Source organism: Pseudodesulfovibrio pelocollis, from assembly GCF_030282845.1.
Classification (GTDB): domain Bacteria; phylum Desulfobacterota; class Desulfovibrionia; order Desulfovibrionales; family Desulfovibrionaceae; genus Pseudodesulfovibrio; species Pseudodesulfovibrio pelocollis.
In genome coordinates this window covers 1-16037 of the sequence record NZ_JASTWE010000019.1, presented here as the reverse complement: position 1 = coordinate 16037, position 16037 = coordinate 1, and the positions used below count along the sequence as shown (strand labels likewise).

The 16037-nt window shown below is 66.4% G+C and carries 13 protein-coding genes and 1 riboswitch; of the genes, 7 read left to right on the top strand and 6 right to left on the bottom strand.

Translation table 11 applies throughout. The annotated features are described in order from the left end of the window. The first annotated feature begins 232 nt into the window (after positions 1-232). Positions 233-1423, top strand: coding sequence for a PhoH family protein (locus QQS14_RS08350; protein ID WP_285906524.1), 1191 nt, complete (start codon positions 233-235; stop codon positions 1421-1423). 10 nt (positions 1424-1433) lie between these two features. On the opposite strand, the gene QQS14_RS08345 is transcribed toward QQS14_RS08350, so the two are convergent. Together QQS14_RS08345 and QQS14_RS08340 are read right to left on the bottom strand one after the other, a co-directional pair. Continuing rightward, a complete protein-coding gene (locus tag QQS14_RS08345; RefSeq protein ID WP_285906523.1) occupies positions 1434-2252 on the bottom strand; it encodes a TatD family hydrolase in 819 nt (272 codons plus the stop codon). A gap of 230 nt (positions 2253-2482) precedes the next feature. Continuing rightward, on the bottom strand, positions 2483-3487 hold the full coding sequence (locus QQS14_RS08340) for a glycosyltransferase family protein (protein ID WP_285906522.1): 1005 nt from the start codon (positions 3485-3487) through the stop codon (positions 2483-2485). A 263-nt stretch (positions 3488-3750) separates the two neighbouring features. On the opposite strand from QQS14_RS08340, the gene QQS14_RS08335 reads away from it, so the two are divergent. From QQS14_RS08335 to QQS14_RS08325, 3 genes are all read left to right on the top strand, one after another. Beyond that, positions 3751-4644: a DMT family transporter gene (locus tag QQS14_RS08335; protein WP_285906521.1), complete on the top strand. Its 894-nt coding sequence runs from the start codon at positions 3751-3753 to the stop codon at positions 4642-4644. A gap of 133 nt (positions 4645-4777) precedes the next feature. Continuing rightward, positions 4778-6139, top strand: a complete 1362-nt coding sequence (locus QQS14_RS08330; protein WP_285906520.1) for a protoporphyrinogen/coproporphyrinogen oxidase — start codon at positions 4778-4780, stop codon at positions 6137-6139. A gap of 8 nt (positions 6140-6147) precedes the next feature. After that, on the top strand, positions 6148-7218 hold the full coding sequence (locus tag QQS14_RS08325) for a M24 family metallopeptidase (RefSeq protein WP_285906519.1): 1071 nt from the start codon (positions 6148-6150) through the stop codon (positions 7216-7218). 69 nt (positions 7219-7287) lie between these two features. Here QQS14_RS08325 and uvrA read toward each other — a convergent pair whose 3' ends face one another. After that, on the bottom strand, positions 7288-10074 hold the full coding sequence (uvrA, locus tag QQS14_RS08320) for an excinuclease ABC subunit UvrA (protein WP_285906518.1): 2787 nt from the start codon (positions 10072-10074) through the stop codon (positions 7288-7290). 194 nt (positions 10075-10268) lie between these two features. Continuing rightward, positions 10269-10399: riboswitch (cyclic di-GMP riboswitch) on the top strand. Positions 10400-10477: 78 nt separating this feature from the next. Here uvrA and QQS14_RS08315 point away from each other — a divergent pair. After that, entirely contained in the window at positions 10478-11485 is a 1008-nt protein-coding gene (locus QQS14_RS08315) for an HD-GYP domain-containing protein (RefSeq protein ID WP_285906517.1), read from the top strand. 83 nt (positions 11486-11568) lie between these two features. On the opposite strand, the gene QQS14_RS08310 is transcribed toward QQS14_RS08315, so the two are convergent. The 3 genes from QQS14_RS08310 to QQS14_RS08300 form a co-directional block, all read right to left on the bottom strand. Further along, on the bottom strand, positions 11569-12765 hold the full coding sequence (locus QQS14_RS08310; protein WP_285906516.1) for a methyltransferase domain-containing protein: 1197 nt from the start codon (positions 12763-12765) through the stop codon (positions 11569-11571). Between the two features lie 211 nt (positions 12766-12976). Next, on the bottom strand, positions 12977-13687 hold the full coding sequence (locus tag QQS14_RS08305; RefSeq protein WP_285906515.1) for a M48 family metallopeptidase: 711 nt from the start codon (positions 13685-13687) through the stop codon (positions 12977-12979). Further along, a complete protein-coding gene (locus tag QQS14_RS08300) occupies positions 13684-14142 on the bottom strand; it encodes a 2-thiouracil desulfurase family protein (RefSeq protein WP_285906514.1) in 459 nt (152 codons plus the stop codon). The genes QQS14_RS08305 and QQS14_RS08300 overlap by 4 nt, the downstream gene beginning before the upstream one ends. 118 nt (positions 14143-14260) lie before the next feature. Here QQS14_RS08300 and QQS14_RS08295 point away from each other — a divergent pair, with 118 nt between their 5' ends. Both QQS14_RS08295 and QQS14_RS08290 read left to right on the top strand, forming a co-directional pair. After that, the gene (locus QQS14_RS08295) at positions 14261-15418 is read left to right on the top strand and encodes an MFS transporter (protein ID WP_285906513.1); all 1158 of its coding nucleotides are present in this window, start codon (positions 14261-14263) and stop codon (positions 15416-15418) included. Between the two features lie 79 nt (positions 15419-15497). Beyond that, a partial coding sequence (locus QQS14_RS08290; RefSeq protein WP_285906512.1) for a chemotaxis protein CheD occupies positions 15498-16037 on the top strand: 540 nt, incomplete at its 3' end.

Genomic DNA, 16037 nt, shown 5'->3' with positions numbered 1-16037 from the left:
GTCCTCGTCCGCCCCGAAAAATGTCACAGGGCCGTCATGCAGCAGCCCGCCGGATGGCGCATCTTGCTTCTAGACATTTTCTGGAAAACTGGTCACGATATGGACATGAATCCGAAAAAGACAGCGGAGGTGCCAATGAAGACAATTCGGTGACGCCAGGCCCGGTGAGGCCAATGGTCCAGGTGGGGCGCGACGCCAGTCGATCCAACATCAAATCATCGGACGGGGGATTATGGCCCAGAAGCACTTTGTCCTCGACACCAACGTCCTCATTGAAAATCCCAAATGCATCACTGCCCTGCGCAACGGGCAGGAAAACCAGATATACATCCCCTACACCGTCCTGACCGAGCTGGACGGGCTGAAGAAAGACCCGCGCATCGGGCACATCGTCTCCCAGGCCGTCCAGGCCATTCTCCGGGACGAACTGGTCACCATTTTCCCGCCGGATTTTGCCCTGACCCTCACCGACGATGTGATGGATGACCGCATCCTCAAGGAAATCCTGCACATGGGGCCCATAGAGGCCACCCTGATCACCAACGACCGCATCCTCCAACTCAAGGCCAAGTGCTTTGGCATCCCCAGCGAGGAGTACCGCGATTCCGACCCGTTCCGCTCGGAATCGCAGCGCTACACCGGGTTTGTGGAGGATGACGAGGAACTGGTGCCCAACTGCTTCCGCTGGGAGAGCGGCACCCCGGTGTTCCACGGCCCCGAGGGGCCGAAACCCATCGCCTACACCCACGAGATATGGGGGGTCAAGCCGCGCAGCGTCTATCAGAACCTCGCCCTGGAGCTGATGATCGAGGAAGGCATCGATCTGGTCTCCATCCAGTCCGAGGCCGGGTATGGCAAGACCTTTCTCTCCCTGGCCGCCGCCCTTTACCTGACCCTTGAGCGCAAGGACAACCCCTTCCGCAAGATATATCTGGTCAAGCCCGTGGTGGAGATCGGGGCCAAGATGGGCTATCTGCCCGGCGACATAGAGGAAAAAATGCTCCCATATATCAAGTACATCCAGGATCTGCTCATCAAGCTCCACGACATCCGTCCGGCCAACCGCATCTTTGCCAACCCCGAAGGCGAGTCCTTCAAGCTCAATCCCAAGAAGTTCGAGATCCAGCCCGTGGCCTTCATCCGGGGCATGAACATCGAAAACGCCGTGGTCATCATCGACGAGATGCAGAATCTCTCGCGCGGAGAGACGCGCGCCCTGCTCACACGCATGGGCGAAGGGGTCAAGTGCATCTGCCTTGGCGACACCCGGCAGGTGGACAACCCCTACCTCAACGAGTCCAACAACGGCCTCAACTGGACCGTGAAAAAGCTCAAGGGATACAAGAATTACGCGCACATGGTCCTCAAGGGCGACCGCTCGCGCGGCCCCATCACGGACATCGTGCTCAAGTCCAAGCTGTAGTTGATCGGGGCTACAGGCCGAAGAAGCGCCGGGCGTTGTCCCCGGTGATCCGCCAGATGTCTTCTGCGCTGCGGCCCTTGATCTCCGCCACGCGCTTGGCGGTGAAGGCCATCAGCGCCGGGTGGTTGCGCTTGCCGCGCCATGGCTCGGGCGCGAGGAAGGGGCAGTCTGTTTCGAGCAGGAGCCGCTCCAGGGGGATGCGGGCCACCGCAGCCTGGAGATCGTCGGTCCGCCTGTAGGTGACGACGCCGGGAATGGAGACGTGCCAGCCGTTGTCCACCACGCTACGGGCCAGGTCGAGCCCGGCGCCGAAGCAGTGCCAGAGCACCGGATAATCGCGGAATCCGTTGTCCATGAGCAGGGCCAGGGTGTCGGCATCGGCGTCGCGGGAGTGGATGACCACCGGGCGGCCCAGTTCCCGGGCCAGCTCCAGCTGCCGGACAAAGGCGCGCTGCTGGATGTCGTGGGGAACGCGCTCCCAGTAGTAGTCAAGACCGATTTCGCCCACGCCGCGCAGCCTCGGGTCGGCCGCAAAGTGGGCGCGCATGCGCGCAAGGGACTCGTCCGTGAGCTTGTCCGCATCGTTGGGATGCACACCGAGCAGGAAGGACACCTCGGGATGGCCGTCGAAAAGCGGGCGGCCCCGCTCAAAGGCGTCCGGGCCGAGAAAGACGTTGATCAGGTGGGACACCCCGGCGGCGCGGGCGCGTTCCAGGACGGCCTCGCGGTCCTCGTCGAACTCATCAAGGTCGAGATGGGCGTGGGACTCCACACCCACCAGCGGCAGGTTCAGGGACTCGGGTTCCGGGCGGATTGTCTTTTTTGCCATATCGGGGTGTTGCTCTCGTCTGTTTTCTGACCGTAATACTTCGTGTTGACCTGGGCTGTTCAAAAATGTTCGAGTGCAGCCTTGAGCCGTTGATGAGCCGTCTTCGGCGAATCCTACGGATCAGGACAGCAGCGATAGGCGCGAAAAAAGGTCAAGGCCGAAGCGTACTTCCTGTACGCGAGGATTTGACCTTTTTGAAGCAACGCAGCAATCGGACGTTTTTCAACAGCCTACTTCAACCATGCGTCCCACAGGGCCAGAACCGAATTCCTCTGCTCGTCCGTGGAATACGCGCTGGCCGTTTCCTGCCCTGCCGCGAGCACGGCGTCAAGCCCTGGCCCGCCCTCGCGAAGAAGCGCCGCGGCCTGCTCAAGGCACAGGGCCGCGTCCAGCACATCGCCGTCCGCACACCACAGGCCGTTGCCGGACCACGCCACCTCGCGCAGGGGCCACCAGGGGGTGAAGCGGGGGCTGGCCTGGGCCTGGCGCATGTAGTCCCACCCGCCAAGGCCGGTGAAGCCCACGGGCAGGCAGCCGCAGGCCATGGCCTCCAGCGGCGGCAGCGGGCAGCCCTCGGGAAATCCGGTCATCAAAAAAATGTGTGCCGAGCGCAAGGCCTTGGCCACGCCAAAGGCGTCCAGTCCCTCGATGGGCAGCCAACGCACCGCACCCGGCCCGTTGCGGTGCTCGAAAACCGCCCTGATCTGGGCGGCCAGCCCCTTGTTCTTGCGCGGCATGAAGGCCACGGTCACGGGTTTGTCCGTGGCGACCGTCGGCCGGGATCTTTCGCACCGGAAGATTTCGAGGTCGATGCCGGGGCGCAGGACCGGGGCGGTCTGACCCGTGGATTCATGGATGAAGTGGGCCACCGGATCGGACACGGCCAGAAACGAGACGGGCAGGCCGCCCCAGGCCACACCCGGCGGCAGAGCCGAGAAGAGATAGGCCCAGTTCTGGACATAGGCCACGCAGCGGGCGCGGGCCTCCAACCCCGGAGCCAGGGCGTTGGGCCACCCCTCGGGCACCAGCCAGAAATCGTCCGGGGTCAGGCGCATGTCCTTCCAGGCCAGGACCGGGGCCGCGTCGGTCAGCCCTTGGGGCCGCCAGTTCCCGCCCTCGCGCTCCACCAGATACGTTTCGCGCCCGGCCTGATGCAGGATGTCCGCCATCTGACGCAGGACCGTGATGCCGCCTGTGGGCTTGCTGGCCGGGGGCAGGAAGAGGAATGTTTTCATAAGTCCAGAGTGAAACCACACTCCACGGAATTTGGCAAGAGATGGCCGCCCGGGGCCGCAAGGCCCCCGGGCGCGGGGTGGGGAAGAGAGAGGGGGGAGTCCCCACCCCGCAGGACAGTGGGAAGGAGTGCGGTGTTCCGTATGCCAGTGAACCATAGCCGGACTCGGCTGACGGTTCCTTGCGGACGGGTGGAGATCGGGTGACGGATATGTTGCGGTATTTCCGCTTGTCACGTGTTCTGGACGGGCCTAGTGTGCGGCCCATGCGCGCCATCCTCACCCCGGGCATGCGGCACATGCTCATGGGCACCCTCCTCTTCTCAGTGGGATCACTGCTGATCAAACTGGCGGGGGAGCGGGTGCCGACCCTTGAGATGCTCTTCATCCGGGGTCTGGTGGGCATCGGCTTTGTCTGGTTCATCCTGCGCCGCACCGGGGTGGGCATGCTCGGCACGCGCCGGATGATGCTGCTCCTGCGAGGGGTGATCGGATTCGCGGCCCTGTTCGCCGAGTTCTACGCCATCATCCATCTGCCCCTGGCCGATGCCACGGTCATCCTCTTCACTCACCCGGCCGTGGTGGCCCTGCTGGCCTGGGTGGTACTGGGCGAGCGCATCGGCCCGCGCGGGCTCATGGCCGTGGCCGTGAGCCTCACCGGCGTGGCCGTGGTCTGCCGCCCGGCCTTTCTCTTCGGCGGCGGCCCCTCGAATCTCGACCCCCTGGCCGTGACCGTGGCCCTGTGCGGGGTGGTGGTCACCTCCCTGGCCATCCTGGCGGTGCGCACCCTGGCCAGGACAGAGCACCCGGCCGTGGTCATGCTCTACCCGCCCCTAGTCATCACCGTGCTCTCGCCCATCCTGGCCTCGGGCTGGGTCTGGCCCACCGCGCTGGAGTGGGTGTACCTGCTCGGCATCGCCGCCTTCATGAACGCGGGCCAGTACTTCATGACGCGCGGTTACGCCATCGAGTCGGCGGCACGCATCAGCGCCGTGACCTGCCTTGAGATCGTGTTCGCCGCCTTCTGGGGCGCGTCCATCCTGGGCGAGATTCCCGACGGCTGGACCGTGGCGGGCGGGGCGCTCATCGTGGCCGGAACCATCGCCCTGGGCCGGGGGGACGAGCCGCAACCGACGCCGGACGCGCCCACGAGCGCGTGACCGCTGCATCCGCGCTGATCCCCTCCGATCTTTTCCCACTCCCGTGCCCTCGGCCTGACCCGTTTGGCATCAAACTTGATTGTTCCGGCGGAATTGGAAATATATTCCGCAAGGAAGAGCACAGGGAGCATCCGTGAAAAAGAAATACCTGATCATCGGCGCAGGGCCCACCGGGCTCGGCGCGGCCCACCGACTGCGCGAACTGGGGGTGGACGATTTCATCGTGCTGGAGCGGCACGGCCACGCGGGCGGGCTCTCGGCCAGCTTCAAGGATGACAAGGGCTTCACCTGGGACATCGGCGGGCACGTGGTCTTCTCCCACTACGAGTATTTCGACGCCCTGCTCGATTCGCTGCTGGGCGACGAGCGGCTGGAGCACGAGCGCGAGTCGTGGGTGCGCTCCTGCGCCACCTGGGTGCCCTATCCCTTTCAGAACAACATCCGCCACCTGCCGCCCCAGGCGCGCTGGGAGTGCGTGGAGGGCCTTCTGCCCGGCAACCGGCCCGAGGACGCCCCCGCCGATTTCGGCCAGTGGATCGAGCGCATCTTCGGGGCGGGCATCGCCAAACATTTCATGAATCCCTACAATTTCAAGGTCTGGGCCACGCCGCCGAAGCTGATGCAGTTCGGCTGGATCGGCGAGCGGGTCAGCGTGGTGGACCTGCGCCGCGTGCTCAAGAACATCATCCTTGAGCGCGATGACATCTCCTGGGGGCCGAACAACACCTTCAAGTTCCCGCTGCACGGCGGCACGGGCGAGATATTCCGGCGGCTGGCCGCCCGGCTCGACGGGTTCATCGAGTACGGCCAGGAAGTGGCCTGCATCGACGCCAAGGCCAAGAGCGTGACCACCAAGGCCGGGCTGACCGTGGAATACGAGACCCTGCTCAACACCGCGCCGCTGGACATCCTCGCCTCGCGCTGGCTGGCAGACAGGGACGAGGCCATGGTCGAGGCCGCGGGCCGCCTGACCCACAACTCGGTCCACGTGGCCGGGGTGGGCCTCGACATCAAATCCGAGGCCGAGCGCAACCCGCGCTGCTGGATGTATTTCCCGGAGCCGGACGCCCCCTTCTACCGGGTGACCAACTTCCACAACTACTCGCCAAACAACGTGGCCCGGCCCGGCCAGCAGCTCGCCTTCATGTGCGAGACGTCCTACTCGGCCCACAAGCAGGAGAACCTCGACGAACTGATGGACCGGACCATCGACGGTCTGGTAAACACCTCACTGCTGGACGCGGCCAGGGTGGCCGATGTCCTGACCCGATGGGAGACCACCGTGGACTACGGCTATCCCGTGCCCTGCCTGCAGCGCGACAGCGCGCTCAAGGCCATCCAGCCCCGGCTCGAAGCACGCGACATCTTCTCGCGCGGCCGCTTCGGCGGCTGGAAATACGAGGTGGGCAACATGGACCACTCGGTCATGCAGGGCGTGGAATGGGCGCAGAGGATGGTCACCGGCGCTCCCGAAACCACTTATCGCTGGGAATGAAACACCGCATGAACACAGACATCTTCGCCGCCCGGCGCGAGAGGCTCCGCGAGTCGCTGCGCGCCAGGGGCCTCGACGCGCTCCTCGTCTCCCACGCGGCCAACCGCTTCTACCTGAGCGGCTTCGAGCTGCACGACGCCCAGTGCAACGAATCCTCGGGCTGGCTCCTGGTCACGGCCTCGGGCGACGACCGCCTCTTCACCGATCCCCGCTATGTGGACGCCGCCCGCCGTGTCTGGGACGACAGCGCACTGCACGTCTACAGCCGCGACAAGCACGATCTGGTCCGGGCCACCCTGGAGAGCATGAAGGTCCGAACCATCGGCTTCGAACCCAAGGCGCTGCACCTCTTCGACTACGACAAGCTCAAGGAAAAGACGGACCTGACCGGGGCGGACAACCTGGTGGAGGCCCTGCGCGTGATCAAGGACGAGGACGAGCTTTCGCGCATGGATGCGGCCATCGAGCTGAACCACCGCCTCTTCGAGTACATCGAGACCCGGCTCGAACCGGGCCGCACCGAGACCGAGATCGCCTGGGAGGTGGAAAAATTCTTCCGCGAGAACGGGGCCGAGGAGATGGCCTTTTCCACCATCGTCGGGGTCGGCCCCAACGCGGCCCTGCCCCACGCCATTCCCGGCGAAACCCTGCTGCGCGACAACGAACTGGTGCTCATCGACACCGGCTGCCGCTGCCAAGGCTACAACTCGGACCAGACCCGGACCTTCTGGGTGGGCGACACCCCGTCGGACCGCTTCAGGCGGACCATGGATCTGGTGCGCGCCTCGCAGCAGGCGGCCATCGACATCATCCGGCCCGGCCTGCCCTGCATTGAGGCCTACGAAGCGGCCTGGGCCGTGTTCGACAAGGCCGGGGTGGCCCACCAGTTCACCCACGGCCTGGGCCACGGCATCGGCCTTGAGACCCACGAGCCGCCGAGCCTGAGCAAGGCCGCCAGCTGCGTGCTTGAGCCGGGCATGGTGGTCACCGTGGAGCCGGGCCTGTACGATCCGGCCTGGGGCGGCATCCGCTGGGAATATCAGGTGGTGGTGACCAAGGACGGCTGCCGGGTCATGTAGCCCCCGGCCGATTCGCGAAACGAGACGGGCCGCTCCCCCAACGCAGGGGGAGCGGCCTTTTTCGTGGAGTTACAGCAGGAAGCTGCCGGTGACGGATTCCGGGTTGGCGATGATCTCCTCGGGCGTGCCCGAGGCCACGATGCGCCCGCCGTGCTCGCCGCCGCCCGGGCCGAGGTCGATGACGTGGTCCGAGGCCATGATCACATCGGTGTTATGCTCGATGACGATGACCGTGGCCCCCTTGTCCACCAGGGCGTGGAGCACCCGGATGAGCTTGCCCACCTCGTGCATGTGCAGGCCGGTGGTGGGCTCGTCGAGGATGTAGAGGGCGCCGGGCAGGTTGCGCTTGCCCAGCTCGCGCGAGATCTTGATGCGCTGGGCCTCGCCCCCGGACAGGGTGGTGGCGGGCTGGCCCAGGCGCAGGTATTCCAGCCCCACCTCGGCCAGCACATCGAGCCGCCGGACCAGGGCCGGGTGATTGGCGAAGAACTCGCGGGCCTGGCGCACGGTCATGTCGAGGACATCGGCGATGCTCTTGCCCCGGTATTCCACCTCCAGGGTCTGGGCGGTGTAGCGCTTGCCCTTGCACGCCTCGCAGGTGACATAGACATCGGGCAGGAAATGCATCTCGACCCGGATCTGGCCGTCGCCCTTGCACGCCTCGCAGCGCCCGCCCTTGACGTTGAAGGAGAAGCGGCCAGGCTGGTAGCCCCGGGTGCGCGCCTCCTTGGACCCGGCGAAAATCTTGCGTATCTCGTCGAATATCTTGGTGTAGGTGGCCGGGTTGGAGCGCGGGGTGCGGCCGATGGGCGTCTGGTCGATGGAGATGACCTTCTCCACCAGATCAAGGCCGTCGATGCCGCCGATCATGCCGGGGTTGTTGGCTTTCTGACCCATGTGCAGGAGCAGGTGCCGGTACAGGGAGTCCATGACCAGGGAGCTTTTGCCCGAGCCTGACACGCCGGTGACGCAGGTCATCACCCCCAGGGGGATGCTCACGTCCAGGTTCTTGAGGTTGTTGGTGGTCACCCCGCGCAGGGCGATGGCTCCCCTGGCCTTGCGCCGCGTCTCTGGCGGGGCGATGGAGAGGTCGCCGCGCAGGTACTTGCCGGTCAGGGTGTCCGCCTGGAGCAGCTGGTCCACCGGCCCCTGGAAGACGATTTCGCCGCCGAGCCAGCCCGAGCTGGGCCCGATCTCGATGACGTGGTCGGCGTGGAGGATGGTGGGCTCGTCGTGCTCCACCACCAGCACGGTGTTGCCCCGGCTCTGGAGCGAGCGCAGGGTTTTGAGCAGCCGCTCGTTGTCGCGCGGGTGCAGGCCGATGGACGGCTCGTCCAGCACGTAGGTGACGCCCACCAGCCCGGAACCGAGCTGGGAGGCGAGCCGGATGCGCTGGGCCTCGCCGCCGGAAAGGGTGCTCATGTTGCGCCCGAGCGAGAGGTATTCCAGACCCACGTTGACCATGAAGCCGAGGCGGTGGGTCAGCTCCTTGAGCAGCGGCTCGGAGATGCGCGTCTCGTGGCCGGCGAATTCCAGGCCTTCGAGCCACTCCAGGGCGCGCTGGATGGACATGGAGGTGAATGCGTCCATGTTCCTGTCAGCCACGCGCACGGCCAGGGCCTCGGGCCGCAGCCGCGCGCCCTGGCAGGCCGGACAGGGGCGGCTCTGGCGAAAGCGGGCCGTCCAGTGGTCCCACACCCCGGCCTGCTGCTGGCTCAGGTCGAGCAGGGGCACCACGCCGGGCCAGCCCGTGGCCGGGTCGCCGTGAAAGAGCGCGTGCCACGCCTCGGGCGAATACTCGGCCAGGGAGGTGTCCAGGCTGAAGCCGTGGGCCTTGCCGAGCTTCTTGAGCTGCGGGCCGTACTGGCTCTGGCGATAGGCGGATTTCCAGGGGATGACGCCCCCTTGGTTGAGGGAGAGCCCCCGGTTGGGCGCGATGAGGTCCGGCTCGAAATAGTCCACGCTGCCGATGCCGTTGCAGGTGGGGCAAGCGCCCTGGGGCGAGTTGAAGGAGAAGAGCTGCGGGCTCAAGCGCGGCATGGAAATCTTGCACGACGGGCAGGTGGACAGGGTGGACATGAAGATGTCGCGGCCCGGTCCGTCGCCGTCCAGGACCGAGACGAGCATGCGCTCGTCACCCCGGGTCAGGGCCAGTTCCACGGAATCTGTCAGCCGCTTGGCCATGCCTTCGCGGATGACGAGGCGATCCACCACCAGATCGATGGTGTGCTTCTTGTTCTTCTCAAGCTCGGGCGCGTCGTCCAGGGCGTGGAGCGCGCCGTTGACCCGCACCCGGGCGAACCCCTCCTTCCTGAGCTTGGCAAAGAGGTCCTTGTGGGTGCCCTTCTGGTGTTCCACCAGCGGGGCCATGACCATGAACTTGGTGCCCTCAGGCATGGCCAGCACGGTGTTGACGATCTCGTCCGTGGTCTGGGCCGCGATGGGCTTGCCGCACTCGGGGCAGTAAAACTTGCCCAGCCGGGCGAAGAACACACGCAAAAAATCATAGACCTCGGTGACCGTGCCCACGGTGGAGCGCGGGTTGCGCGTGGCGGTCTGCTGCTCCAGGCTGATGGCCGGGGAAAGGCCCTCCACCTTGTCCACGTCCGGCTTGTCCATCTGGGGCAGGAACTGCCGGGCGTAGGCCGAGAGCGACTCCACGTAGCGGCGCTGGCCCTCGGCATAGACGATGTCAAAGGCCAGGGTGGATTTGCCCGAGCCCGAAGGCCCGCAGACCACCACCAGCTGATCGCGGGGGATATCCAGGGTCAGGTTCTTGAGGTTGTGGTGGCGGGCGCCTTCTATACGGATGACTTTCCGGGGACGGATGTCATTTTTGGGGTCGGTGTTGTGCATCGGGGGATGATAAACATTCCCAGATCGAAGGCAAGGGGCATGATGCTGTGGAGGCGCGACAGGCTTGGCCAGCATATCCATCTCGAATAACTATCAATCCCACCAATGCCGGACCTGACCGCCAATCCGTGCGGTTTCAGGACAAGCGTGTCGGCCGAGGTTTACAGGCATGGCCGGGGCGCGTATGGTCTTATCTGAAGACAAGCCAAACCCGTCGCGAGGCGGGGACGGAAAGCCACGGGTCTTTGCCCCTTCCGGGCGGTATGCGGCGATTGTGCCCCAGACCGGACAACGCAAGGGGAGCGAAGACAGCCGGGTTGCCAGAGCATCCTTTGACCGGGCCGCATTGCGCGGGCTCGGCGTTCAGGAGCATCCCGGCGGCCCGACCATGCAGGAGGGAGCCATGGGAACCACCGCACCGGCCGACAATGACGGCCACACCCCCACGCAGCCGACCGGAACGCTGTTCAAGGTTTCGCCCTTCATGGTCATCCCGTCCCGGGTGGGCGGCTTTTCCCTGTTTCTCAAGCAGGATCACGGCTATGTGCTCTACGCCGAGAAGGGCGAGCTGTTCACGGACGAGCACAAGGAGCGGCTCTCCCGGCTGGACGTGGACCACCTCTATGTGCGCGCCGAGGACTACCGCCGCTACGCGGAATACCTCCACGACAACCTGCTCGAACTGCTGGACGACGAGAGCATTCCGGTGCGCGAGCGGGCCAGGGCCTGGAACGACGCCACGGTCTCCCTGGCCCGGCAGGCCTTTGAGACCAGCCTGCCCAAGGACATGGACAAGCGCAGCTTTGCCCGCATCCGGGCGCTCATCGCCAACAGCCTGAAGTTTCTGGCCCGCGACGACGCCCTCAGGGAGCTTTCGCGCTTCATCGCCGAGGGCAGCGAGCTGTACCGGCACGGCATCGGGGTCATGGTCCTGTCCGTGAGCGTGCTCGCCACCTATGTCAAGGACGACGCGGACCTGCTGGTGGCCGTGGGCATGGGGGCCATGCTCCACGACATCGGCAAGCTGGAGCTGCCAGCCGAACTCTTTGCCCGGCGGCGCGACACCCTGAGCCAGGCCGAGCTGGACATGGTCCGCTCCCATCCGGCCCTGGGGGTGGGGGTGTGCTCGTCCCTGCCCCTGCCCCAGGAAACGTTGCAGTGCATCCTCTTCCACCACGAGCGCGAAAACGGCACGGGCTATCCCTCGGGCGCGTCCGGGGCCATGCTGCCCTCCTATGTCAAGGTCGTGGCCCTGTGCAACGAGTACGACGGGCTGGTGCGCGGTGCCACGGGCCGCAAGCCCCTGACCCCCTTCGAGGCCCTGACCCGGATCAAGTCCCAGCGCGGGGCCTACGACCTGGAACTGCTCAAGCGGCTCATCGCCACCCTGTCGCGCGCCCAGCTGGCCTGACGGCCCGACGACGAAACGAAAGGCCGATCCGGCGGGGCGCTCCCCTGCCGGATCGGCTTTTCGCTCATGCACTCCCGCCCGAATCAATTATCCAGGCGCGCCCACACGGCATAGATTGGATCGCTCAGGGCGGTCTGATCGGCGGCCGTGTCCTTGTCGTCAGCCGGGCGCGGCCAGCCGCGCTCGCTGATGGTGCGCACGTCACCGAACCCCTCGGTGTGGGCGAAGTAGCTGCTGACCAGCCCCATGCGCTCGAATTCCAGCAGCTCGGCCCAGACGCGAATGACCCCGGGCTCGTACCAGCGGTTGGAAAAGGTCAGGACAAACACCCCGCCCGGGCGCAGCACGCGGGCCGCTTCCGCAAAGACCTCAAAGGGTCGGGTCAGGTACTCCACGGCCAGGGCGCAGACCACGGCGTCGAAGCTGGCGTCGGCAAAGGGCAGCGTGGGTTCCTGGTTGGGATTGTGGACCACGGACGCAGTCAGGGCCGGATTGGCGACCAGCTCCCGCGCGTTCACGCCCAGGCCGGTGACCGAGGCCGGGGCCAGGCCTTGGGGCAGGCGGGAGTCCCGCCCGGCCATGAGGTCGAGGATGTCCATGCCGTTGCCCAGCAGTCCGGCGTGGATGTCGGTCACGCCCGCCAACGCCCGGCTGTCCAGGCAGGGCCACTGGCCGGGAGTGGCCCGGGACAGGGCGTCGCCCGATTCGTCGTCTCGGGCAAAGGACTCGTCGTCCCGGGCAAAGGGCTCGTCGCCAAAAAAGTCGGTGGCCGCGTCGGACAGCTGGGCCTGCATGCCCGGGCCATGGAAGAGGATGTCGGACCAGCGGCGCAGCACCCCGCTCTCCCCCGAGGGGGGCCGGATGCCGAGCACTCTGGCCCGGATGCGCACGTCGCGCCCGGCCATGGGGTGGTTGAGGTCCGCCTTGAAGCCGATCTTGTCCGTCTCCACCACGCGGAAGGGGGCGTCAGAGTCGGGCCGGGTGCCGGGCACGTTCTCGATGAGGTGCTGCGGGTAGAATCGGCCCAGGCGCGGCCAGAGCTTGCGGTTGTGGATGAAGGGGGCCTTGAACCGGGCCAGGGGCATGTCCAGCACCTTGCCCGGCTTGAACTCGGGAATTTCGGACGGATCAATGGCCATCTCCACCGAATCGCCCACCCCGAGGCCGCGCATGCGGCTCTTGAGGCCCAGGGGCAGGATGTCGCGGACAAAGCTGACCCCGGCGGCGTAATATCGCTCCACATGGGCCGCATGGGCGCTCTCCCATGACAGCTCAAACACCACTGTGACTACGGAATCATTCGTTATATAAGACAATCTCCCTCCCAGCGGCTGCTTCGCGGATGCGTCGGGGCCATCCCGCGCCAAGGCCGCACTCCCGATTGTGGAAGATCATTGTAGCCGAAGAAAGGGAAAAGGCAACCGGAACGACCCGGGCGTTGTCCGAGGTGGCGGCACGGCGCGGGGAGGCGCTCACGACGGGTGCCGAAGGTCAGCGAAGCCAGGGCGGGACCAGGGTCACGGCCCGGGTCAGGGCGCGCTCAAGGCGCTCGTAGTCGGGCTGGTGGCTGGCCACCAGGGCCCAGTAGGCGTCGGAGTGGTTGAGGTGGCGGGTGTGGCACAGCTCATGGAGCAGCAGATGGTCCACCAACTCGGGCGGCAGGAAGAGGAGCTTGGCGTTGAGACTGATGACACCCCGGGACGAGCAGCTGCCCCAGCGCGTCCGCTGGCGGCGCACCCGCATGGCCGAGTAGGGCATGGCGAGCCTGCGGCTGGCCGCGTCCAGGCGCGGCAGCAGGAACTCGCGCGCCTTGCGCGCCGTGAACAGGGCCAGGGCCTCAATGAGGGCGGCCGGGTCGTCCTGGGGGCCGCGCACCATCAGGCGCGGGCCGTTCTCGACCACTTCGGCCCGGCCCGGCCGGTGCAGGGCGTCCACCCGGCAGCAGCGGCCCAGGGCCCGGTACTCCACGGTCTCGGGCAGGGCCGGGGCCTGCCCGGTCAAATCCGTGCCCCTGGCCTCCATGGCCGCCCGGGTGCGCTCGATCCACGGCCGCCGGGCATCGAGAATATCCTCCACCAGGGCCTGATCAAAACCGCGCGGCACCACCACCTCCAGCCCCCGGCCCGGCACCAGCTTGACCAGCACCCGCCGGGCGCTCGGGTGGGCGCGCACGGTCAGGGGCAGGCCGCAGTAGCGCGTCATCCTGCCTCCCGGTCTTCCTCGGTGGCCACATGGACGCCCGCGTCAAGGAGCATGGCCGCGAAGAGCCCGTGGCCCGGCACCAGGATGCCGGAGAAGGAGCCGTCGTAAACATGACCCAGCCCGCAGGAGGGCGATCGCGCCTTGAGCACCGCCCGATCACAACGGGCCAGCCGGGCCAGATCCAGCCCCTGCTCGGCCCCGCGCAGGAAGGCGTCGGTACGGTCAGCGCCGTCCCGGTCCACCACCCGGCCATGGCGCAGCTCGCAGGCCGGGCGCGGCGTGGGCAGCCCGCCCGCGATCTCCGGGCAAAAGGGAATGGCCCGGCCCCGGGCCACCAGGTCCATGACCCGGGGGTCGGGCGAGGCCGTGCCGTCGTAGCGGCAGCGCTGCCCGGCCAGACAGGCGCTGACCAGGACAGGACCAGGGCAGGGACGGGTGTCGGGGGAATGGCTCATGGGCGAAGGTCTCCGGGGATTTGGGGGCGTGCCGATACGCAATCGGCACCAGACCGATTCTATCCTTGATTTCCGGCATGTCAAAGTCCTATTGTGCATGCCTCGCAGCGAGGTGGCCGTGGACGACGCATACCGGCGGCGGCACATGTATCTCTTCCTGCTCGTGCTCGTGGTAGGCACGCAGGTGGGGTTCCAGGGGTGGCGCACGCTCTTCAACAATTTCGCCGTGGAAGTGGGCGGCCTGTCCGGGTTCGATGTGGGCCTGATCCAGTCCGTGCGCGAGGTGCCCGGCTTTCTGGCCCTCACCGCCCTGTATCTGCTTCTCATCATCCGCGAGCACCGGCTGGCCGCCCTCTCGGTCTGCGTCCTGGGCCTGGGCGTGGCCCTGGCCGGGCTGCTGCCCACCACGGCCGGGCTGGTCTTCACCACCCTGCTCATGAGCTTCGGCTTCCACTACTTCGAGACCATGAACCAGTCGCTGACGCTCCAGTATTTCAGCCGCGCCGAGGCCCCGCTGGTCATGGGCCGCCTGCGCGGCGCGGCGGCCCTGACCAACATCCCGGTGGGCGCGGCCATCTTTTTCCTGGCCCGGGCAGTGGGCTACACCGGGATGTTCGCCCTGCTCGGGGGCGTGGCCGTGGCCGCCGGGCTGTGGGCCATGACCCGCGACCCCTCCAGCGTCGACATACCCCTCCAGAGCAAGCGGATGACCCTCAAGGCCCGCTACTGGCTCTACTATGTCCTGACCTTCCTCGGCGGAGCCAGACGGCAGATCTTCGTGGCCTTCGCCGTCTTTTTGCTGGTGCAGCGGTTCGGCTATTCCATTGAGCAGGTGACCGCGCTCTTCGTGCTCAACAACGTGGTCAACTTTTTTGCGGCCCCGATGGTGGGCCGGGCCGTGAACCGATTTGGCGAGCGGGCCGTGCTCAGCGTGGAGTACGCGGGCCTGACCCTGGTCTTCGCGGGCTACGCCCTGACCGACAGCGGCCTTGTGGCGGGCGCGCTCTATGTGGTCAACAATGTCCTCTACAACGCGGCCATGGCCATCAAGACCTTCTACCACAAGATCGCGGACCCGGCAGACATCGCCTCGGGCATGGCCGTGGGCTTCACCATCAACCACATCGCGGCCGTGATCATCCCCCTGCTGGGCGGGCTGCTCTGGCTGGCCGACCACCGGATCGTGTTTCTTGGCGCGGCGGGCCTGAGCCTCGCCTCGCTGCTTTTCAGCCAGCTTGTTTCCTCGGAGCTGGCCAAAGGGCCCGCCAGGGCTTGACTTGGAACGCTCCACGGGACAAATTGACAATGGTTCCTCCCCGGAAACGAACGCAACCGGCAGTAGCGGGCAACACCATATGAGCACCCACGGGCAGGAGCTGCCCCGTGTCTTCCTCCAGACGGGAGACTGTTTTTTCGGCGTTGCGCCGACACTGGTCACCACGGTACTGGGATCGTGCGTGGCCGTGACCATGCATGTGCCCAAGATGAGCATCGGCGCCATCTGTCACGCCTTCCTGCCGGACAGTTCGGCAGGCAAGCGCGGGGGAAACGAGCCGCAGATATGCCGGTTCGTGGACACCGCACTACAGAACATGCTCGAATCCATGGACAAGGTCGGGGTGCCCCGGCGCGATCTGGTGCTCAAACTCTTCGGAGGTTCGACCGGCTTGGCGGTGCGCGGCATGGAGTATTCGTCCTACGACATCGGGCGGCGCAATGTGGAGATGGCGCGCAAGCTGCTGCGCTTCGCCCGGCTGGAGCTGACCGCGCAGGACGTGGGGGGCAACCAGGGGCGCAAGCTCATGTTCAACACCCGCACCGGCGAGGTCTGGATCAAGCGGCTGCGTCAGACGGTCTTCGAGAAACAGGACAACGACGGCCCGACGGGAACCAAG